Annotated in this window: 21 protein-coding genes; 6 read left to right on the forward strand and 15 right to left on the reverse strand. The window is 64.2% G+C overall.

The genetic code is table 11. The features are described from left to right. Positions 1–149: 149 nt before the first annotated feature. Both SOM28_RS22185 and SOM28_RS22190 read right to left on the reverse strand, forming a co-directional pair. Positions 150–1,253: a LacI family DNA-binding transcriptional regulator gene (locus SOM28_RS22185; protein WP_320469483.1), complete on the reverse strand. Its 1,104-nt coding sequence runs from the start codon at positions 1,251–1,253 to the stop codon at positions 150–152. Positions 1,254–1,420: 167 nt separating this feature from the next. Further along, positions 1,421–3,721, reverse strand: a complete 2,301-nt coding sequence (locus tag SOM28_RS22190) for an FAD-dependent oxidoreductase (protein WP_320469484.1) — start codon at positions 3,719–3,721, stop codon at positions 1,421–1,423. A gap of 156 nt (positions 3,722–3,877) precedes the next feature. Here SOM28_RS22190 and SOM28_RS22195 point away from each other — a divergent pair, with 156 nt between their 5' ends. Together SOM28_RS22195 and SOM28_RS22200 are read left to right on the forward strand one after the other, a co-directional pair. After that, positions 3,878–5,863, forward strand: a complete 1,986-nt coding sequence (locus tag SOM28_RS22195; protein WP_320469485.1) for a peptidase U32 family protein — start codon at positions 3,878–3,880, stop codon at positions 5,861–5,863. Between the two features lie 281 nt (positions 5,864–6,144). Next, positions 6,145–6,882, forward strand: a complete 738-nt coding sequence (locus SOM28_RS22200) for an SDR family oxidoreductase (RefSeq protein ID WP_123071797.1) — start codon at positions 6,145–6,147, stop codon at positions 6,880–6,882. 12 nt (positions 6,883–6,894) lie between these two features. On the opposite strand, the gene SOM28_RS22205 is transcribed toward SOM28_RS22200, so the two are convergent. The 8 genes from SOM28_RS22205 to SOM28_RS22240 all read right to left on the reverse strand — a co-directional run bounded on the left by SOM28_RS22205 (position 6,895) and on the right by SOM28_RS22240 (position 12,849). Continuing rightward, positions 6,895–7,593 (reverse strand): glutathione S-transferase N-terminal domain-containing protein, encoded by a 699-nt coding sequence (locus tag SOM28_RS22205; protein WP_123071796.1) that lies wholly within the window; start codon positions 7,591–7,593, stop codon positions 6,895–6,897. A 105-nt stretch (positions 7,594–7,698) separates the two neighbouring features. Next, a complete protein-coding gene (gene wrbA, locus SOM28_RS22210) occupies positions 7,699–8,298 on the reverse strand; it encodes an NAD(P)H:quinone oxidoreductase (RefSeq protein WP_123071795.1) in 600 nt (199 codons plus the stop codon). Positions 8,299–8,420: 122 nt separating this feature from the next. After that, complete coding sequence (gene lpxO, locus SOM28_RS22215; protein ID WP_320469486.1) at positions 8,421–9,320, reverse strand: lipid A hydroxylase LpxO; 900 nt, start codon at positions 9,318–9,320, stop codon at positions 8,421–8,423. 179 nt (positions 9,321–9,499) lie between these two features. Continuing rightward, positions 9,500–9,727 carry a DUF6139 family protein gene (locus tag SOM28_RS22220; RefSeq protein WP_123070333.1) on the reverse strand — a complete coding sequence of 76 codons (228 nt, stop codon included), beginning with the start codon at positions 9,725–9,727 and terminating at the stop codon, positions 9,500–9,502. A 121-nt stretch (positions 9,728–9,848) separates the two neighbouring features. After that, entirely contained in the window at positions 9,849–10,049 is a 201-nt protein-coding gene (locus SOM28_RS22225; protein ID WP_320469487.1) for a hypothetical protein, read from the reverse strand. A 285-nt stretch (positions 10,050–10,334) separates the two neighbouring features. Further along, on the reverse strand, positions 10,335–11,273 hold the full coding sequence (locus SOM28_RS22230) for a class I SAM-dependent methyltransferase (RefSeq protein ID WP_320469488.1): 939 nt from the start codon (positions 11,271–11,273) through the stop codon (positions 10,335–10,337). A 127-nt stretch (positions 11,274–11,400) separates the two neighbouring features. Next, a complete protein-coding gene (locus SOM28_RS22235; RefSeq protein WP_123070336.1) occupies positions 11,401–12,063 on the reverse strand; it encodes an ankyrin repeat domain-containing protein in 663 nt (220 codons plus the stop codon). Between the two features lie 3 nt (positions 12,064–12,066). Beyond that, entirely contained in the window at positions 12,067–12,849 is a 783-nt protein-coding gene (locus SOM28_RS22240) for a TatD family hydrolase (protein WP_320469489.1), read from the reverse strand. A gap of 228 nt (positions 12,850–13,077) precedes the next feature. Between SOM28_RS22240 and SOM28_RS22245 the strand changes: the two genes are divergently transcribed. Next, positions 13,078–13,575 (forward strand): hypothetical protein, encoded by a 498-nt coding sequence (locus SOM28_RS22245; protein WP_320469490.1) that lies wholly within the window; start codon positions 13,078–13,080, stop codon positions 13,573–13,575. An 85-nt stretch (positions 13,576–13,660) separates the two neighbouring features. Here the strand turns inward: SOM28_RS22245 and SOM28_RS22250 are convergent, their stop codons facing one another. The 5 genes from SOM28_RS22250 to mltG are packed head-to-tail and all read right to left on the reverse strand — an operon-like array spanning position 13,661 to position 17,252. Continuing rightward, positions 13,661–14,182, reverse strand: a complete 522-nt coding sequence (locus tag SOM28_RS22250; protein WP_123070339.1) for a GNAT family N-acetyltransferase — start codon at positions 14,180–14,182, stop codon at positions 13,661–13,663. 16 nt (positions 14,183–14,198) lie between these two features. After that, entirely contained in the window at positions 14,199–14,576 is a 378-nt protein-coding gene (locus tag SOM28_RS22255; protein ID WP_071362970.1) for a PilZ domain-containing protein, read from the reverse strand. Between the two features lie 10 nt (positions 14,577–14,586). Further along, a complete protein-coding gene (locus tag SOM28_RS22260; protein ID WP_370663545.1) occupies positions 14,587–15,603 on the reverse strand; it encodes a DNA polymerase III subunit delta' in 1,017 nt (338 codons plus the stop codon). A gap of 2 nt (positions 15,604–15,605) precedes the next feature. Continuing rightward, complete coding sequence (gene tmk / locus SOM28_RS22265; RefSeq protein ID WP_123070489.1) at positions 15,606–16,214, reverse strand: dTMP kinase; 609 nt, start codon at positions 16,212–16,214, stop codon at positions 15,606–15,608. Positions 16,215–16,232: 18 nt separating this feature from the next. Beyond that, positions 16,233–17,252: an endolytic transglycosylase MltG gene (gene mltG / locus SOM28_RS22270; protein WP_183407481.1), complete on the reverse strand. Its 1,020-nt coding sequence runs from the start codon at positions 17,250–17,252 to the stop codon at positions 16,233–16,235. Between the two features lie 125 nt (positions 17,253–17,377). On the opposite strand from mltG, the gene ygfZ reads away from it, so the two are divergent. From ygfZ to SOM28_RS22285, 3 genes are read left to right on the forward strand one after another with little or no spacing between them, the layout of a single operon-like run. After that, positions 17,378–18,448, forward strand: a complete 1,071-nt coding sequence (gene ygfZ, locus SOM28_RS22275) for a CAF17-like 4Fe-4S cluster assembly/insertion protein YgfZ (protein WP_320469491.1) — start codon at positions 17,378–17,380, stop codon at positions 18,446–18,448. Positions 18,449–18,450: 2 nt separating this feature from the next. After that, positions 18,451–18,741, forward strand: a complete 291-nt coding sequence (locus SOM28_RS22280; RefSeq protein WP_123070491.1) for a DUF4936 family protein — start codon at positions 18,451–18,453, stop codon at positions 18,739–18,741. Continuing rightward, complete coding sequence (locus SOM28_RS22285) at positions 18,732–19,493, forward strand: NRDE family protein (RefSeq protein ID WP_320469492.1); 762 nt, start codon at positions 18,732–18,734, stop codon at positions 19,491–19,493. Before SOM28_RS22280 ends, SOM28_RS22285 begins: the two co-directional genes overlap by 10 nt. Positions 19,494–19,520 lie beyond the last annotated feature (27 nt).

Below are 19,520 nucleotides of genomic sequence, written 5' to 3' on the forward strand. Positions count from 1 at the left end.
GTCGTCTCCAGATTATTCTGAGTATTATGGATGCGCCGGACACTCCCTTAACAAGAGTGTTAGCGCAATCATCTCAGTCTAATCGGGGCTTCCGACGGTTGTCAACGAATTACTGAAAAGGGTTTCACAGAGATTGGATTTGCCGGATATCAGCGTGCTTTCGCCACCGATGGCAGGCGCGCCGGAGGGCGGATGCGGGGGGCGGCGTCGGACTGGCGTCGCACCAGTTCGAAGTCCATATGGGTCTGCTCCGGCTCGGCCGGCTCGTCTTCGCGCAGTGCGCGGACACGGCGCACCAGCGCCTGCACCGCCTCGCGCGCCATGCCGGCGATCGGCTGGCGCACGGTGGTCAGTTCGGGCCAGATCGTGGTGGCGAGCGCCGTATCGTCGAAACCGGTGACGGTCAGGTCGCCCGGCACGTCCAGGCCCAGGCGATGTGCGACCGCGACCGTGGCGGCCGCCATATCGTCATTGCTGGCGAAGATCGCCGTCGGACGATCCTGCAGCGCCAGCAGCTGCTCGGCCGCGTCCAGGCCGGAACGGTAGGTGAACATGCCCTGCACCACCAGCTCGTCCGAGGCGTCGGCGCCCTTCTCGGCGATCGCCTTGCGGTAGCCGTCCAGGCGGCGCGCGCTGGCGGTCTGGTTCGGATGGCCGACGATGAAACCGATGCGCTGGTGACCCAGCGCGATCAGGTGCCGCGCCATGTAGCGGGCCGCTTCGTAATCGTCGATGCTGACCGCCCCGACGCTCGGCGCCGGCGAGCCGCAGGCAACGACCACCGCCGGAATCCCCGCCTTGGCCACGCATTCGAGCACGGCCACGCTGTCGCACAGCGGCGGCGGCAGGATCACGCCATCCAGGCCGTTATTGATCAGGCGCTGGGTATGCGCGATCTCGTGGTTGCCGGCTTCGCACTTCTCGACGAACAGCTGGACGTTGTTCAGGCCCGACTGGTTGAGCAGGCCGACGAGGAATTCGCTCAGGTAGGCGGCGCTCGGATTGCTGTACAGGAAACCGACGCGGATCGGCTTGGAGCCGGCCAGGTTGCGCGCTTCCTGGTTCGGGGTGTAGTTCAGCGCCGCGACCGCCTCGGCCACCTTGCGCCGCGTGCTTTCACGCACCAGGCTCTTGCCGTTCATGACCCGCGACACGGTCATCGCGGACACGCCGGCGAGCTTGGCAACGTCCACCATCGTGGGTTTGCCCTGCTCCATCGATTCGCGGACGGCCTCGATGCTGGTTTTGTTCATGTGCGTAAATTTCTTTAGAAGTTAGTAATGTTGGTCGATGTTAGCATGATTACGGTTTTGCCATGGGGACCGCTTCCGATTTTGCGGGTAAGGTTTGATTCCCGGGCGAAACGCGCGAATGCGTCGCGCGTTTGCGCTAACATAGGCGACACAGAGTCATGATATCCCTAGCCGCGCAGCGCCGCGAGCGCTTCGCGGGCGGCCGCCTGGCCCTCTTCCATATGGCGCGCGATCGACAGCGCCGAAAAATCGTAGTCGCGCGCCGCCGTCTCGCATTCGCTACCCTTGCGCACGATCCGGGTGATGCTGGGCCCGGCATCCTTGTCGCCCATCAGCTGGATATAGGTGGGCCACTGCCGCACCTGATCGGCCTGGGCCGGCGAGGTAGCGTACGCCAGGATGCCCTCGACCAGCTTGCGAAAGTCGCGCACCAGCGATTGCTCGGTACTGTCGCGCCGAATGCGCTCGGCGAACACGATCTCGTCGCGCCGGCCCAGCACTTCCATCAGGCTGGTGGGCAGCGAGCCGGTTTCTGGATACAGGTCGACGATGAAGATACGTTTGCGCGCCGTACCCGAGTGCTCCAGCAGTAGCTCGAGTGGCGAATTGCTGATGATGCCGCCATCCCAGTAGTGCTTGCCGTCGATCGTGGTCCAGGGAAAGCCCGGCGGCAGGCTGCCGCTGGCCAGGATGTGGTCGGGGCTCAGGTCGTCGACGTAACTGTCGAAGATTTCCAGACGCGCCGTCTCGACATTAACCGCGCTGACCAGTAGCCGCACCGGGCTGGATTTGAGCGACCCGAAATCGACGTAGCGTTTCAATAATTCCTTGATCGGCGTCGGGTCGTACAGGCTGGTCCATGAAAGCGGCTCCATGCCAGTGAAAATGCCGCTCCAGCGCGGCCGAAAGAAGGCCGGTACGCCGAAGGCGAGCGTCTGCCACGAACCGAGCAGGCGCCGCGCACGGTCGTCGAGCAGCGCGTACGCCGCCCCCGGCATGTCGAGCGACAGCCTGCGCCAAAAATCCTCCAGCGCCTCGGCCGCATGACCCGGGTTGCCGGCCATGATGACGCCGTTGAAGGCCCCGATCGACACCCCGGCGATGACATCGGGCTGAATGCCCGCGTCTTCCAGCGCGCGGGCGACGCCGCATTCGAAGGCGCCCAGCGCCCCGCCGCCCTGCAGGATCAGCGCGGTCTGGCTGGGGATGCGGGTGATGGAAAAATCCGGCTCGTGCAGGCGCTTGCAGGCCCAGCCGATATTGGTGCGGTAGCGGATCAGGGATTCGATCGCGCGCGTCTCGATCGCCGGCCGCCCCGTGGAGAACAAGGCGCGCGGCACCTCGTGGTCGAGGTAGAGACAGGCCCAGGAGCGAGTTTCGGGGCGGCCCAGCCGGGCATGCTGGTGGCCGGCGTCCGGCTGGCCCAGGAACTGGAAGCCCTGCCCGAACAGATCGCAGGAGAAATACGGCACCTCGTCGTAGCGCAGCCGCATGCCCAGCATATTGCGGGCCGCCAGCCGTCCCTGCTTGACGGCGTTGTCCCAGTGCTCGATGCGGTGGCGCAGGCGGAACACGGGATCCATGAAATTGGCGACGTCGCCCGCCGCCCACACCAGCGGATGCGATGCTTGCAGGTACTGGTCGACGCACACGCCGTCGTCCAGCGCCAGGCCGCTGTCGTGCAGCCAGCCGAGATCGGGCGCGACGCCGATGCCGACCCCGACCAGCTCGCACGGCAGCCGGCGCCCGCCTTCGGTCACGACCATCTCGACCCGCCTGTCGCCATGGAAGGCGGCGGCGCTGTCGGCCAGCACCTCCACGCCTTGGCCAACGTACAGTGCGCGCAGGTAGTCGCTGATGCCGTGGTCGTGCAGCTTGTCGAACAGGATGCCGTGGCGCGCCAGCACGGTCACCTCTATACCCTTGCGCGCGAAGGCCGCGGCCATCTCGAGGGCGATGAAACCGGAGCCGACCACCACGGCCCGCGCCGCGCCCTCCATCGCGCCGCGCAGCGTGCGCGCGTCAACGGCCGTGCGCAGGTAGTGGATACCGGGTAGCCCAGCGCCCGGTACGTCGAGGTGAATGGGACGCACCCCGGTGGCGACCAGCAGCCGGTCATAGCGGATCGTGCCGGCGTGATCGGTGCGCACCAGCTGGGCCTCGGCATCGAGGCCGGTGGCGCGCACGCCGGACAGCAGGGTCACGCCATTGTCATGGAAGTACTCGGGCGGCAGCACTGTTGCCAGTGGCGGCGCGATATCTCCCTCAAGGAAGCGCGTCGAGAGTTGCGGCCGGTGATAAGGCGGGTCGCGCTCGTCCGCCACCATCACGATGGCGCCCTGCGCGCCCTCCAGGCGCAGCGTCTCGGCGGCGGTGGCCGCGGCCAGGCCACCGCCGAGCAGGAGGTAGCTCGCATGCCGCGTGTGGTCCTGCCCGGCCGGCTCCCCGGGGTGTGGCTGATCCGCCATCGGCCATCCTTTCGCAAGCGGCGTCGATGCGGGTTGGACCGCGTCCGGGCTGCGGCGTTCGCTCAAGATGGTTTCATAGTGACAAGACGCCACACTGCGCATGACGCGCAGGCCTCATCTCGCTATAATCTCGTCCTTCGCCCCAAAGGAAATACCATGTCCCTGCTTGCCCACGAGCTCGAATTGCTTTCGCCCGCCAAGACCGCCGAAATCGGCCGCGAAGCGATCCTCCACGGCGCCGACGCCGTGTACATCGGTGGACCGGCCTTTGGGGCGCGCCACAACGCCAGCAATCCGCTGGAGGACATCGCGGCGCTGGTCAAGTTCGCCCACGGCTACCGTGCGCGCATCTTCGTGACCATGAACACGATCATGCACGACAGCGAACTCGAGCTGGCGCGCAAGCAGATCTGGCAGCTGTACGAGGCCGGCGTCGATGCGCTGATCATCCAGGACCTGGGCCTGCTCGAACTCGACCTGCCGCCGATCCAGCTGCACGCCAGCACCCAGTGCGACATCCGCGGCGCGGAGAAGGCGAAATTCCTGGGCGACGTCGGCTTTTCACAGCTGGTGCTCGCGCGCGAGCTGACGGTCGAGCAGATCCGCAAGATCCACGCCGCCACCGACACGCCGCTCGAATACTTCGTGCACGGCGCGCTGTGCGTGGCCTATTCGGGCCAGTGCTATATCTCGCACGCCGACACCGGCCGCTCGGCCAACCGGGGCGATTGCTCGCAGGCCTGCCGCCTGCCCTACACCCTCTCCGACGGCCAGGGCCGCGTGGTCGCCTTCGACAAGCACCTGCTGTCGATGAAGGACAACGACCAGAGCCGCAACCTCGAGGCGCTGGTCGATGCCGGCATCCGCTCGTTCAAGATCGAGGGCCGCTACAAGGACATGGGTTACGTCAAGAACATCACGGCCAACTACCGCCTGCTGCTGGACGAGCTGCTCGAGCGCCGTCCGGAGTTCGCGCGCGCTGCCAGCGGTCGCACCCGCGTGATGTTCACGCCCGACGTCGACAAGAACTTCCACCGCGGCCACACCGAATACTTCGCCCAGGGCCGCCTGACGGACATTGGCGCCTTCGACTCGCCGAAATACGTGGGCGTGGAACTGGGCATCGTGGCGCGCCTGAACGGCGACAGCTTCGACATCGTCACCACGGCGCCGATGGCCAATGGCGACGGCCTGAACTACATGAACAAGCGCGACACCTGCGGCATCCAGGCCAACCGCGCCGAGAAGCTGGGCGAGGAAGCCGACGGCCAGCGCTGGCGCGTGTTCCCCAACGAGCCAATGCAGTCCCTGGTCGGGCTGAAGGTGGGCACCGTCATCCACCGCAACCGCGACCACCAGTGGGAAGCCACGCTCAATAAAAAATCGTCCGAGCGCAAGGTAGCGGTCGACCTGATCCTGAGCGAAGTACCCGGCGGCCTGCGCCTGGACATCGTCGACGAAGACGGCATCGCATCGAGCGCCGAAGCGATGCTCGAGCTGCAGCCGGCCCAGCAGGCGGCCCAGGCCGACGCCGGGCTGCGCGCCAGCCTGGCCAAGCTGGGCAACACGATGTTCGAGGCCGGCCACGTCGCCCTGCATCTGAGCCAGCCGTGGTTCGTGCCGAGCGCCGCTATCAACGCCCTGCGCCGCGACGCCATCGCGGCGCACGAGGCGGCGCGCCTGGCGGCCTGGGAGCGCCCGCAGCGCAAGGCGTCGGTGCAACCGCCGCCCGTCTACCCGGACACCCAGCTGAGCTACCTGGCCAACGTCTACAACGAGAAAGCACGCGCCTTTTATCACAAGCACGGCGTGCAGCTGATCGACGCCGCGTATGAAGCGCACGAGGAAGCCGGCGAAGTGTCGCTGATGATCACCAAGCACTGCCTGCGTTTCTCGTTCAACCTGTGCCCGAAGCAGGCCAAGGGCGTACAAGGCGTGCAGGGCCAGGTAAAGGCCGAGCCGATGACGCTGGTCAGCGGCGACGAGAAGTACACGCTGCGCTTCGATTGCAAGCCGTGCGAGATGCACGTGGTGGGCGCCATGAAGACGAACATCCTCAAATCGCCGCCGCCGTCGAATGTGGCCTATACGCCGTTAACCTTCCACCGCCAGCGTCCGCGCGATCAAGCGCCGAAGGCTTAAGCGGCTGCATGTGGCAGGGTAGGCGCTCGAGTTAGCGTAGAAACGTCGTTCCCGCGGAGGCGGGAACCTAAGTTTTGCAAGCGTTTCGACTACGTCGAAGACTTGGGTTCCCGCCTTCGCGGGAACGACGTGGTGGCTGATCATAATTTGACGGCGGGCGCCTGCGGGCGCCCTTTTAACATCCGGAGGATCGTGCAATCCATGCAGAGTAATCGGCATGGGCGGCGCGGGCCGCCGCGTCCATACTGGCTCCACTGTCCAACCACACAATGGAGCCCACCATGAAAGACCAACTGTCCAAAGTCGTCCTGATCACCGGCGCCAGCAGCGGCATCGGCGAAGCCACCGCCCGCCATCTCGCCACGCTCGGCCACCGCGTGGTGCTGGGCGCGCGCCGCACCGAACGCCTGGTGGCGCTGGCGGCCGATATCCGCGAAGCCGGCGGCAAGGCCGACGTCGCCCAACTCGACGTGACGAGCCTGGAAAGCATGCGCGAGTTCGTCGACTTCGCCATCGAGCGCCATGGCCAGGTCGACGTATTGATCAACAATGCGGGCGTGATGCCCCTGTCGAAACTCGATGCACTCAAGATCGACGAATGGAACCGCATGATCGACGTGAATATCCGCGGCGTGCTGCACGGGATCGCTACCGTGCTGCCAGGAATGCAGGCGCGCCGCAGCGGCCAGTTCATCAATATCGCCTCGATCGGCGCCTACACCGTCAGCCCGACGGCGGCCGTCTACTGCGCCACCAAGTTCGCGGTGGCGGCCATCACCGAAGGCCTGCGCCAGGAAGTGGGCGGCGACATCCGCGTGACCCTGGTCTCGCCCGGTGTGGTGGAGTCGGAACTGGCCGATTCGATCTCGGACCCGCTGGCGCGCGACACGATGCGCGAATTCCGCAAGGGCGCGATCAAGCCGGAAGCGATCGCGCGCGCCATCGCCTTCGCCATCGAACAGCCGGCGGACGTCGACGTCAGCGAGATGATCGTGCGCCCGACGTCCAGCCCATACTGATCCACGGCGAAATCAGGACGGGATCTTGAGTCCCTTCTTGACCGAGGGGCGCGCCAGGAAACGCTCCAGCGCGTCCCTCACATTGCCGAAGTCTTCGGCGCCGATCAGGTCCTCCGCCTCGTAGAAATTCAGCAAACCATTAATCCAGGGGAATACCGCGATGTCGGCAATGGTGAAGTCGTTGCCCGCGATCCAGGTGTGCTGGGCCAGCTGCGCGTCGATCACGCCGAGTAGCCGGCGCGATTCGGCCACATAACGGTCGCGTGGGCGCTTGTCTTCGTAGTCCTTGCCGGCGAACTTGACGAAGAAGCCGAGCTGACCGAACATCGGTCCCACCCCGCCGATCTGGAACATCACCCACTGGATGACGCGATAGCGCCCCGCCGCATCTCGTGGGATCAGCTTGCCGCTCTTCTCGGCCAGGTAGAGCAGGATCGCGCCCGATTCGAACAGCGCCAGCGGCTGCCCGTCCGGGCCGTCCGGATCGAGGATGGCGGGAATCTTGTTATTCGGGTTCAGCGACAGGAAGGCCGGCGAATTCTGCTCGTCTTTCGCGAAGTCGACCTTGTGCACCTCGTACGGCAAGCCGATCTCTTCGAGCATGATCGGAATCTTGACGCCGTTCGGGGTGGGCATCGAGTACAGCTGCAGCCGTTCGGGATGTGCCGCCGGCCATTTTTTGGTGATAGGAAAATCGAAAAGCGTGGTCATGTCGTTGGCGCCTCATGAAGAACCGCCGCGGCGGCAGAGTGCCAAGATACCAAAGATTCAATATGCCCGCTGCTTGCCAAGCGGCAGCGGGCCGGATCGCGTGGATCAGCCGAACAGCTTGTTGGCGGTCTTGGCGATCAATTCGCCTTGGTGGCGGGCGCCGCCCAGGTCTTTCTCGCTCGGCTGGCGCTGGCCCTGGCCGCCGGCGATGGTGGTGGCGCCGTAGGGGCTGCCGCCGACGATCTCGTCCAGCGTCATCTGTTCCTGGTAGCTGTACGGCAGGCCGACGATGGTCATGCCGAAGTGCAGCAGGTTGGTGATGATCGAGAACAGCGTGGCTTCCTGACCGCCGTGTTGCGTGGCGGTGGAGGTGAAGGCGCCGCCCACCTTGCCGTTCAAGGCGCCGCGCGCCCACAGGCTGCCGGTCTGGTCGAGGAAGGCCGCCATCTGGCCCGGCATGCGGCCGTAACGGGTCGGCGCACCGACGATGATGGCATCGTAGTGCTCCAGCTCGGCGACGGTGGCGACTGGCGCGGCCTGATCGAGCTTGAAGTGGGCACCCTTGGCGACGTCTTCTGGAACGGTTTCGGGAACCCGTTTCACGTCGACCGTCGCGCCCGCACTGCGCGCGCCTTCGGCGACAGCATTCGCCATCGTCTCGATGTGGCCATACGACGAGTAATACAGAACCAGTACTTTTGCCATCGACTTCCTCCATGTGTGGGATTCAGGACGGCCATTGTAGCGACAATGGCCGAATGTCCGTTTTCGGGAACACAGGGATTGTGCAGGCGTGGCCGCCTGCACGCACTACGGCTTAAGTAGGATCAGATCCAATAGATGAAGGCGGCCAGCGCGATGACCAGCGCCACGCGGGTGATGTTGTAGGCGGTCTTGTTCCAGGCCTTGAAGCGGCGACGGTACTGGCCGGCATAGAAGGAAATGCGGAACAGCTTGCTCACCAGGCCGACCTGGTCGCCGGTTTCATTCGGCGAGGCGGCGGCGGTCATCACGGTGCGGCCGAACCAGCGGTTGAAGGCCTGCATCCAGCGGTAGCGCATCGGGCGCTCGACGTCGCAGAACAGGATCACGCGGTCGCTCTCGCTGCCGTTGATTGCCCAGTGGATAAAGGTTTCGTCGAACACGACGCCCTCGCCGTCGCGCCAGCTGTGACGCTCGCCATCGACGTCGATGAAGCAACGGTCGTCGTTCGGCGTAGCCAGGCCCAGGTGGTAGCGCATCGAGCCGGCGAACGGATCGCGGTGCGGGTTCAGCTTGCCGCCCGGCGGCAGCTCGGCGAACATCGCCGCCTTGACCGAGGGGATCGATTGCAGCAGCGCATAGGTTTGCGGGCACAGGCGCTCGGCCGACGGATGACTGGCGTCATACCACTTGAGGTAGAAGCGCTTCCAGCCGTTCTTGAAGAAGGAATTGAAGCCGGCATCGTCGTTCTGCTCGGCGGCCTTGATCTTCTTGAGCGCCAGCAGGTTCTCGGCTTCGGCGCGGATGATCGGCCAGTTCTCTTGCAGGCGCGCCAGTTCGGGGAACTCGCTCACCGGGATGAAGGGCGTGTTCGGCACCTTCGAGAACTTGTGCATGAAGATATTGATGGGCGCCATGAACGACGAGTGATCGAAGATCTGGCGACGGAACGGCAGACGCACGCGCCCGCGGAAATGGATGTGCAGGATAGACAGAATATAGAAACCTACCACGACCCACTTCATCACTTCCTCCATCGCAGCCACCCAAGCGGCTGACTCCCTTGATCAAGGACGCAGGATACCACAACGGCTACTGGGCCGTGGCGGCCCCGCCGACTTCCTGGAGAGGGAGGATGGCGCCGGCGCACGGGCTGGAAAGCCCGCCCGCCGGCGCTGGCGGTGGCAACACCGCCAGGAAAATGTCAGTGCAGCACCGACGTCATCGCATACCCTTTTTCGGCGATCTGGCCGCTCAGGTTGTCGATGTCGAAATCCTCGATCTGGTCGGCGTTGTCGTCGACCTCGAAGGCACGGGCTTCGATCTCCCAATCGGTATTGGTGGCTTCTTCGGGGATGTTCTTGGCTTCGGGCACGGCCAGGTACGAGAACTTGCCGTCGTGTTCGGCTCTGCGGTAAATATCCAGGCGCATAGTCATTTTCCTCTATTCAATGCGCGCTTTCCGGATGAAAGCGCGCAGCTCCACAGTAGAAGATCAAGTGGCCATAGTCTGTTATCTGCCGAACATTCTGCCGAAGACTTAAGCAGGCTCGTCAGCGCGCCGGATTGTGACCGAGCACGCGCGCGGGCAGCATGACAATCGCGCGCAGCAGGTTGAACACGGCATCGACGCCGATCCCAAGCAGGCGGAACGGCAACAACAGCAGCCACACCACAGGATACAGCAGCAAGGCAAGCAGCGCGATTGGCCAGCAAAGGAACAGCAGCAGCAACCATACCAGGAAACTCAGCATCGTCTTTCTCCATGAAGAAGCATCATGGTGAATGTAGGCCGAAAGAGGTGCTGGGGCCAGCGGGGTGCGATAAACGGGAGGAAATGTGGGCTGAACGGTAGCAACGACCGATCAAGCCGCCGCATGCACGTCGCCCCCGCGGAGGCGGGGGCCTAAGTTTGCAAGCATAGCGATGACGCGTGCAGAACTTAGGCCCCCGCCTTCGCGAGGGCGACGGGTAGCGCTAACTCAACAATTTCGTGAAACTAGACGCCTGCGCCGACTATACCGGCCGGCACCGAGGAATCAGGCGTAGGTGGCAGTTTCCTCCACCGTCGGCGCATGCGCCTCGGTGGCCGCCTGCTCGGTCACGACCTCGACCTTGATCGACGCTTGCAGCGACGGGATCGAGCCGCCAGCGCGGTAGGCGAAGGAGATGCGCAGCAGGTCGCCGGCCTTGACCTCGACCGGACGGTACAGCGGCAGGGTCATGTAGTGGTTGAGCCAGTCGATCGTGGTCGCCTGCTCCTGCACGATGGCCAGCACGTTCTTGGTCACGAAACGCATCGCGTTCAGGGTGCCGCCCTGCTCCACCACCATCGAGCCTTCCCAGGCGATCAGGCTGTCGACCGGCTGGCTGAAGTCGAGGATGCTGTACACGGCGGGCTGGGCCAGCTCGGCCGTGCCTGGCTGGACCACGCCGGTTTCCTGGAACTGGACGATCGGGGCATAGAAGCCGTCGAAATCATACGCCTGCTGGATCGGCTGGACCGCCATGATCACGGCTTCCGGCATGAACAGCGGCAGCGGGCCGCCGAACTTGGCCAGGTAGCGGCGCTTGAACGATTCGATCACCTCGACCTGCTTTTCGCGCAGCATGCCGACGTGGATCATTTCGCAGATCACGACGTCGACCGGTTCCGGCGGCAGGTAGTCGAAGGCGTCGGCGTGCACCACCTCCACCTTGTGGCCATTGGGGTTCATCGCCAGGAAGCGGCGCGCTTCCTGGACCATGTCCGGGTTGAACTCGACGCAATACACTTTCGAGGCACTCTGGGCCGCGAAGAAGGAAAGCACACCAGTGCCACCGCCCAGTTCCAGCACTTTCGCGCCGGGGAGCACGGAATAGTGGATGGCATTCTTGAAGCTGTGCATCCGGTTCTGGTCCATCAGCATATTGTGATGGTAGTGGACTGGAATGAACTGCCCCAGGTAGCAGCTTTCGATTTCGCGTTCGTTGAGCATGGGTATCCTTGGTAATCGGTGGTCGTTTGACCGTAGAAGCATTATGGATACCATTGCCCTTGCGCAATTGGTCGAGCTAAGCGCGTTTTACCGTCCAATTCAGGATCGAATTGTCACGCGGGAAGGTTCAGCGGGTAGCGCCGCCCAGTTCCCTGGCCAGTTCGTCGCGTCCCGCCTGCTTGGCGATCTGGGCCGCGGTATGGCCTTCCGTATTCTTCAGCGCGGTATTGGCGCCGCGGGCGACCAGGAGCCTCGACGTCGTATCCTTCCCTTCGCGCGCCGCCATCATCAATGGCGTAAATGCGCCGCTGGCACGTGGCGACACGGCGTCGAGCTTGGCGCCATGTTCGATCAACAATTGCGCGATCTTGTCGTCGCCGCTGGCGGCCGCGTAGTGCAGCGCGGTCCAGCCCGGCTGATTGACCTTGGCCCCTTTTTTCAACAGGGCGCGGACGACCTCTTCGTCGCGCTTGAAGGCGGCCATCATCAGCGCCGTATTGCCATTGACCGCCTTGCGCTCGAGGTCAGTACCCGGATGGCGCAGCAGTTCGAGGATCACCTCGCGCGAGCCTTCGCGGATCGCCAGCACCAGGGCCGGCTCGCCGCCCAGGGGATTGAGCTCATTGGCATTGACGACCGCACCGACCATCTTGCGCACCGTGCTGGCGTCATCCATCTGCACGGCGCGGAAGAAGGAACTTACCTGCTGCGGCGTGGGCGGGAGGGCGGCGTGGGCGCCGGCAACTACAGCAAACAGCAAACTGGTGGCAAGCAAGCGGCGGATCGGCACGTGTCAGCTCCTGGCGGTCTGGAACAAGTTGAAGAAATTCTCGCTGGTGCGGTCGGCAACCTCGCGCAGCGAGACGCCCTTGAGCGTGGCGATGTACTCGGCCACATGGGCTACATAGCCCGGCTCGTTCATCCTGCCGCGGAATGGCACCGGTGCGAGATACGGCGAATCGGTCTCGATCAGCATGCGCTCGAGCGGCACGGCTTGCGCCACCGCCTGCAATTCCTTGGCGCTCTTGAACGTGACGATGCCCGAGAACGAAATATAGAAGCCCTGGGCCATGGCGGCCTCGGCCACGGCCAGCGATTCGGTGAAGCAGTGCATGACGCCGGCCACGCCTCCCGCCTCCGTGCCGGCGCCCTCTTCCTTCATCAGGCGGATCGTGTCTTCGCTGGCGGCGCGGGTATGGATGATCAGGGGCTTGCGGGTTTCGCGCGAGGCCCGGATGTGCACGCGGAAGCGCTCGCGTTGCCATTCCAGGTCGCCTTCGAGACGGTAATAGTCCAGGCCGGTCTCGCCGATGGCGACGATCTTCGGGTGGTTGGCCAGCTCGACCAGTTGCTGCACGGTCGGCTCCGCCGTGTCTTCATAGTCGGGGTGGACGCCGACCGAGGCGAAGATGTGGGGATGCTGCTCGGCCAGGGCGAGCACTTGCGGGAAGTCAGGCAGATCGACCGACACGCACAGCGCGTGCGTCACCTTGTTCTCGGCCATCTTGGCCAGGATTTCGGGCATCCGGGCTGCCAGTTCCGGGAAATTGATGTGGCAATGGGAATCGATAAACATCCTGTCATTGTAAAGCCAGGCGGCGGGGAGCGCCATGCAGGCCACTACCGCACAGCCGCTTCACTTCCCGTCTGGGGCCGGGAACCCAATGCGGGGAAACGGTGGTCTATGCGGCAAACGTGGAAAACTTGCAACAACGTAAAAAGATCGAATCGTGCGCGAAACAAAATTCTTCACTTATCTTAGTATGTGTCATATCAATTTTTTAACAACCGAAGAAATATCGCGATGAAAACTGTCTCACTCCGCCTCCTGCCCAGCCTCGTCCTGATGGCCGCTTCGCTCTCGGCCTCGGCCGGCCCCACCGTGACCAGGGCGCTTGAAGTCAAAGGCGTATTCAATGAAAAAGTCGGTCCCGCGACGCAATGTGCGTCCACCCTCGGCGGCAAGCTTGCCGGCCATGGTGAGACGGCCGACGGAACGCCAGTCGCGTTCGTCGGAGGAGATTGCTTCGCCCAATCTGGCACGACATTCACCTTCAGCAACGGCAAGTTCGTCCTGCTGTTTCCGAACGGCGACCAGATCTTCGCTAACTACGGTGGCCAGTTCCTTCCCACCGGCGCAGGCACTGCCTACGTCATGAACGGCGGCACCTTCACCATCACCGGCGGCTCCGGCACCTATGCTCGCGCAACCGGCGGCGGCTATTTGAGCGGCACCGAAGACCTGTCCACCGGCGCCGGCACGATTGCGTTATCTGGTCGCGTTTCCTACAAGCCGAAATGATTGCTGAAACAGCGCCAGGCTGCGCTGACACAGCGTTGTAACGGCCCAAAGAAAAAAGAGCGGTATCCATCCCGCTCTTTCTACATCAGTCTGCGACGCGCTTGCCCAGAATAATCAGGTCGCGCTCGATCCCGTCGAGATTGGCCACGCGCGGGAAATTAGCCCACGTCTCGAACCCGTATTTGCGGAAGAGCGCCAGGCTCGGCTGGTTATGACCGAAGATAAAGCCCAGCAGGGTATGCACCTTGACCTCAGGCGCGAACGCCATCGCCAGCTCCAGGCAGTAGCGCCCCAGACCCTTGCCACGCGCGCTTTCGGCGATATAGATCGACACCTCGGCCGTGCCCGAATACGCCGGACGGCCATAGAAGTTCGAGTACGACAGCCAGCCCAGCACTTCGGGATGCTCGCTCTTGTCCTCGGCATCGTGGATCACCCACAGCGGACGCCGATCGGGCGTGTGGTCATTGAACCAACCCACGCGCGACTCGACCGTAATAGGTGCGGTGTCGGCAGTGACTTCACGCGAAGCAATGGTGGAATTGTAGATATCGACGATGACCGGCAGGTCGTCGCGTTGGGCCAGGCGATGGACGTAGGATGGCATGAAACGAAGGTGGTGGTTACAGGGTATGGGTTGCGCGCGACGACCGCAGCGCCGCGCCGAGAATCTCTTCGATACGGGCCTTGGCGCGCTGTCCAGCCTCGTCGGCCGGGAAATGCACGCCGATGCCTTGCGCCTTGTTGTTATTGGCGCCGCTCGGGGTGATCCAGGCGACAGTGCCGGCGATCGGGTATTTGTTCGGGTCGTCCATCAGCGCCAGGATCAGGTAGATCTCGTCGCCGATCTTGTAAGGTTTGTTGGTGGGCACGAACATGCCGCCATTTTTCAGGAACGGCATATAGGCCGCGTACAGCGCCGCCTTTTCCTTGATCGCCAGCGACAGCACCGACGGCCGCGGGGCCTGGGCTGCATTCGTCTCTGGCTGGGTGACGCTCATCGTGGTCCTTTCATGTGCAGCAAGCAGTGTACTCAAGCAGCATATCTTCGACAAACAATTTTGCCGACAAAGGATGATCCGCCACAGCGCGCCGCTCGTTCACGGCCTTGATCACGCGCAGCAGGCCCGGCGTCTGCACGCGGCCGGCCAGCGCCGCCAACTCCTTCTGGTAGCGCGGGTAGTAGCGAATATTGCCTGACAACTTGTACGAAAACACATCGTACAGCCAGCGCTGGGTCCACGACACCAGGGCCGGCAGCTCGGCCTTGGCCAGCTTCTCGGCGGCGCGCAGCGCGGCGTCCGGCGCGGGCCGGGCCAGGAAATGCAGCAACGCTTCCATGTCCTCACGGCTACCATTGGTCGACTCGGCCAGGGCCGCCAGCGGCGCGCCGCCCTGCTCGCGCAGCCAGCTGTCGGCGTCCGGCACGCCCTGCTCCTTGAGCCAGGCCAGGGCCTCGTCGTGCGACGGCGTCGGCAGCGCGAACTTGCGGCAACGCGACAGGATCGTCGGCAGCAGCCGGTCGAGGCTGTTGGAAGACAGCAGGAACACGGTGCCAGGTGGCGGCTCTTCCAGCGTCTTGAGCAGCGCATTCGAGGCCGGCATGTTCAGCGCCTCGGCCGGATACAGCACCACCACCCTTAAACCCTGGCGGTGGGTCGAGATATTCATGAAATCCGACAGATTGCGGATCTGCTCGATCTTGATCTCTTTCGACGGCGCCTTGGTCGATTTCGACTTGGCGCCCGCTTCGCCGTCCTCGCCGTCGGCCGGCAGATCGTCTTCGAATACCTCAGGCCGCACGCGGCGGTAATCCGGATGGTTGTGCTGCACGAACCAGCCGCAGGACGCGCAGGCCCCGCAGGCATGCCCGTCAGGCTGCGGGCTCTCGCACAGCAAGGCCTGGGCAAAGGCTTCGATAAAATCGGCCTTGCCGGTGCCGGCCGGGCCATGGAACAGGATCGCGTGCGGCATGCGCGCGCGCATCTGCTGCAGCCGGGACCAGGCGGCCCCTTGCCACGGGTACATCGTCACAACAATTTCTCCAGAACTTGGGCCAGGCTGGCCTGGATATCGGCAATGCTCCTGGTCGAGTCGACCACGACGAAACGCTCGGGGAATTGCTCTGCGCGGCGCAGGTACTCAGCGCGGCATTTCGCAAAGAAGTCGGCCTGCTCGCGCTCGAATTTGTCCAGCGTGCGGGTCGCGTCCAGGCGCTGGCGCGCCACCTCGAGCGGCACGTCGAACAGCAGGGTCAGGTCGGGCTGGAGTTCGGGATGCACCCAGGCTTCCAGCGCTTCCATCTTGGCGCGCGGCAGGCCGCGGCCGCCGCTCTGGTAGGCAAAGCTGGCGTCGGTGAAACGGTCCGACAGCACCCATTTGCCGGCGGCCAGATTGGGCGCGATCACTTGTGCGATGTGTTCGCGGCGGCTGGCGAACATCAGCAGCGCCTCGGTCTCCAGGTGCATCTTTTCGTGCAATAGCAAGTCGCGCAGCTTTTCGCCGAGCGGCGTGCCGCCCGGTTCGCGTGACGAGACGATCTGCTTGCCCCGCGACGCGAGAAAATCGGTGACGAAGCCGATGTGAGTCGACTTCCCCGCCCCGTCGATGCCTTCGAAGGTAATGAACTTGCCCTGCATGTGCTGCCTTGCTTCGTGTTAGTGGGATTCGGTCAGTGGACCGTTGGTGATGCCACGCTGGAAACGATTGACCGCCCGATTATGGTCCAGCAGGTTATCCGAAAAGTGGCTGGTGCCATCGCCGCGCGCCACGAAATACAGCGCCGGCGTCTCGGCCGGCGCAAGCGCCGCATTCAGCGACTGCAACCCCGGCAGCGCGATCGGCGTCGGCGGCAGCCCGCCGCGCGTATAGGTATTGTAAGGGGTATCCGTCAGCAGGTCCTTCTTGCGGATCTGGCCCGCATAGGCTTGGCCCATGCCGTAGATCACGGTCGGGTCGGTCTGCAGCAGCATACCGGTCCGCAGACGGTTGACGAACACGCCGGCGATCATATTGCGCTCGCTCTTCTGGCCCGTTTCCTTCTCGACGATCGACGCCATGATCAGCGCCTCGTACGGCGTCTTGTACGGCAGATCCTTGTTGCGCTTTTCCCAGGCTGCGTTCAGGTGGTCGATCATCGCCTGGTGCGCGCGCCGGTAGATCTCGATTTCCGACGAGCCCTTGGCGAACAGGTAGGTATCCGGGAAGAACATGCCCTCAGGGTCTTTGAACTCGGTCGATATCTTGCCCATCAATTCCTGGTCGGACAGCTTGACGGTATCGTGCTTGAGACGATTGTGCGAGCTGATGGCCTGGCGCATCTGGCGGAATGTCCAGCCCTCGATGATAACGATCGCTTCTTGCGCGAACTCGCCGCGCACCAGTTGGGTCAGCAGGCGCCGCGGGCTGGTATCGGGTTTGAGTTCATAGCTGCCGGCCTTGATGCGGGCGGCGTCGCCCGTCAGGCGCGCCAACAGCACGAACATGGTCGGGTTGATCGGCACACCGGCCGCCACCATCTGCTGCGCGCTCGATGCGACGCCGCTGCCGGGATTGATCGTGAATTCGATCGGCTCACCGCCCGTGGTCAGCGAGTGCTTGGTCCACCAGGAGAATCCGCCTGCGGCTGCCAGCGTGACCACGACGCCGGTAACGAGTAATTTTTTTATGAATGCCATGTGGTGTGTGCGGGTTCAAACACGGATGCCAATGCGGATTGCGGCGCTCCCGGCGCGATTTCCCCGACAACTCTATAATGAGGCCGTAATGATAAAGCCTAATTGCCAAAATATTTCGGAATTTCATGAGTAACTGGACTGATCACCTCGCCACGCATGGCGCACGCTTTCATCTCGACGAAGCCACCCAGGTCGAGGACTTCGGCGCGCCCCTCGATAGCGACGCGCTCGCGGCCGGTTTTGTCGCCACCGTGACCGACCAGGGCCTGATCGCCGTGGCCGGCGAAGAAGCCGCGAAATTCCTGCACGCGCAGCTCACCAACGACGTCGAGCACCTGCAGCAAACCGAGGCCCGCTTCGCTGGTTTCTGCACGCCGAAAGGCCGCCTGCAAGCGAGCTTTTTGATGTGGCGCGACGCCGATGCTGGGCTCGATACCGTGTATTTGCAACTGCCGCGCGCCATCCAGCCGCCGCTGCAAAAACGCCTGTCGATGTTTGTGCTGCGCAGCAAAGCCAAGCTGCGTGATGCCACCGACGAAGCACCATTCATGGCCGTACTCGGCCTTGGCGGCGCCAAGGCGCAGGCGGCGCTTGGCCGTTTCGTCAATACGCTGCCAGCCGCGCCGATGGGCAAGACCAGCGGCGAGTTCGGCACCGTGCTGCGCCTGCATGACGCCTTCGGCGCGCCGCGCTACCTGTGGATCGCATCAAGCGAAACCGCCAGCGCGGCCCTGCCGGTGTTGAAACAAGAACTGGCACTGGGCGGCAACCAGGCCTGGCGCCTGGCCACCATCCACGCCGGCGAGCCGCAGGTGAGCGCCGCGACGCAAGAGCAGTTCGTGCCGCAGATGATCAACCTCGAGCTGCTGGGCGGCGTCAATTTCAAGAAGGGCTGCTATCCGGGCCAGGAAATCGTCGCGCGCACCAAATACCTCGGCAAGATCAAGCGCCGCACCGCGCTGGCCAGCATCGAGAATGCCGCCGCGCGCGCTGGCGACGAAGTCTTCTCGGCGGCGGATCCGGATCAGCCCTGCGGCATGGTGGTCAACGCCGCGCCGAACGGCCGTGGCGGCGCCGATGCGCTGGTCGAGATCAAGCTCGCGGCGCTTGGCGAAGATGTCCATCTGGGCTCGGCCACCGGCGCGCCGCTGCGCTTCCTGCCCATGCCCTATAGCCTCGACGCGATCGACGACTAGCGATGGTCGACCTATACGTCTACTACAAGGTACGCAGCGAGGACGCCGCACGGCTGGCGCCACTGGTGCACGCCATGGCTCGCCGTCTGGAGCAGAACGTGGGCGTGCGGGTAGCGCTCAAGCGCCGTCCCGAAGACAAGGACGGCCTGCAGACCTGGATGGAAGTCTATCCAGGCGTGACTGACGCTTTCGATGCAGTGTTGAAGCAGGCGGTCGTCGACGCCGGCATTGAGGCCCTGCTCGCCGGGCCGCGCCGTCTTGAAATCTTCACGGACTTGCCGCCATGTGCCTGATCGTCTTCGCCTGGCACGTCGTTCCCGGCATGCCCGTCATCGCGGCCGCCAACCGCGACGAATTCTATGACCGCCCCGCCGCCCCGGCCGGCCCCTGGCCGCAGGCGCCGCACGTGATCGCGGGCCGCGACCTGCAGGGCGGCGGCAGCTGGATGGGCGTGTCGCTCACCGGCCCGACCGGCCCGCGCTTCGCGGCGCTGACCAATATCCGCGCCCCGCAAGAGCGCCGGCTCGACGCACCGTCGCGCGGCGCGCTGGTGGCCGACTATTTGCGCGGCGAGCTCGATGCGGCGGCGTATGTGGCCGAACTGGCGGCACGTCCCGACCTGTACAACGGCTACAACCTGGTGCTGGGCGACCGCGATACGCTGTACTGGTACTCGAACCGCGGCAAGGATGATCCGCGCAACGGGCAGCCTTTGGCCCGGGGTCGCATCTACGGAATCTCCAACGGCCTGCTCGACACGCCGTGGCCCAAGGTGCTGCGCACCAAGGCCCAATTCGCGAGCCTGCTGTGCCAGGGGGCGCCCGAGGATGCCTACTTCGAGATGCTGGCCGATACCACGCGCGCGCCGGACGTGCGGCTGCCGGAGACCGGCGTACCGATCGAGATGGAACGCATGCTGTCGCCGGTGTGCATCGAGTCGCCCGAATATGGCACCCGCACCTCGACCGTGGTCAAGCTGTATCGGGACGCGGCGCCGGAGTTACATGAGCGGGTGGTTCAGCCGGGCGTCGTCGCCGCGGCGTGAGTTGAACGCGTGGGCGGGAGACCCGCC

Origin of the sequence: Massilia sp. CFBP9026 (genome assembly GCF_034045165.1) — a bacterium.
Classification (GTDB): Bacteria; Pseudomonadota; Gammaproteobacteria; order Burkholderiales; family Burkholderiaceae_D; genus Telluria; species Telluria arenae.

Excerpts from the sequence above, each read along its gene's own strand:
- SOM28_RS22185 (WP_320469483.1), bottom strand. The coding sequence starts at position 1,253 with ATGAACAAAACCAGCATCGAGGCCGTCCGCGAATCGATGGAGCAGGGC.
- SOM28_RS22190 (WP_320469484.1), bottom strand. The coding sequence starts at position 3,721 with ATGGCGGATCAGCCACACCCCGGGGAGCCGGCCGGGCAGGACCACACG.
- SOM28_RS22195 (WP_320469485.1), top strand. The coding sequence starts at position 3,878 with ATGTCCCTGCTTGCCCACGAGCTCGAATTGCTTTCGCCCGCCAAGACC.
- SOM28_RS22200 (WP_123071797.1), top strand. The coding sequence starts at position 6,145 with ATGAAAGACCAACTGTCCAAAGTCGTCCTGATCACCGGCGCCAGCAGC.
- SOM28_RS22205 (WP_123071796.1), bottom strand. The coding sequence starts at position 7,593 with ATGACCACGCTTTTCGATTTTCCTATCACCAAAAAATGGCCGGCGGCA.
- wrbA (WP_123071795.1), bottom strand. The coding sequence starts at position 8,298 with ATGGCAAAAGTACTGGTTCTGTATTACTCGTCGTATGGCCACATCGAG.
- lpxO (WP_320469486.1), bottom strand. The coding sequence starts at position 9,320 with ATGAAGTGGGTCGTGGTAGGTTTCTATATTCTGTCTATCCTGCACATC.
- SOM28_RS22220 (WP_123070333.1), bottom strand. The coding sequence starts at position 9,727 with ATGCGCCTGGATATTTACCGCAGAGCCGAACACGACGGCAAGTTCTCG.
- SOM28_RS22225 (WP_320469487.1), bottom strand. The coding sequence starts at position 10,049 with ATGCTGAGTTTCCTGGTATGGTTGCTGCTGCTGTTCCTTTGCTGGCCA.
- SOM28_RS22230 (WP_320469488.1), bottom strand. The coding sequence starts at position 11,273 with ATGCTCAACGAACGCGAAATCGAAAGCTGCTACCTGGGGCAGTTCATT.
- SOM28_RS22240 (WP_320469489.1), bottom strand. The coding sequence starts at position 12,849 with ATGTTTATCGATTCCCATTGCCACATCAATTTCCCGGAACTGGCAGCC.
- SOM28_RS22245 (WP_320469490.1), top strand. The coding sequence starts at position 13,078 with ATGAAAACTGTCTCACTCCGCCTCCTGCCCAGCCTCGTCCTGATGGCC.
- SOM28_RS22250 (WP_123070339.1), bottom strand. The coding sequence starts at position 14,182 with ATGCCATCCTACGTCCATCGCCTGGCCCAACGCGACGACCTGCCGGTC.
- SOM28_RS22255 (WP_071362970.1), bottom strand. The coding sequence starts at position 14,576 with ATGAGCGTCACCCAGCCAGAGACGAATGCAGCCCAGGCCCCGCGGCCG.
- SOM28_RS22260 (WP_370663545.1), bottom strand. The coding sequence starts at position 15,603 with ATGTACCCGTGGCAAGGGGCCGCCTGGTCCCGGCTGCAGCAGATGCGC.
- tmk (WP_123070489.1), bottom strand. The coding sequence starts at position 16,214 with ATGCAGGGCAAGTTCATTACCTTCGAAGGCATCGACGGGGCGGGGAAG.
- mltG (WP_183407481.1), bottom strand. The coding sequence starts at position 17,252 with ATGGCATTCATAAAAAAATTACTCGTTACCGGCGTCGTGGTCACGCTG.
- ygfZ (WP_320469491.1), top strand. The coding sequence starts at position 17,378 with ATGAGTAACTGGACTGATCACCTCGCCACGCATGGCGCACGCTTTCAT.
- SOM28_RS22280 (WP_123070491.1), top strand. The coding sequence starts at position 18,451 with ATGGTCGACCTATACGTCTACTACAAGGTACGCAGCGAGGACGCCGCA.
- SOM28_RS22285 (WP_320469492.1), top strand. The coding sequence starts at position 18,732 with ATGTGCCTGATCGTCTTCGCCTGGCACGTCGTTCCCGGCATGCCCGTC.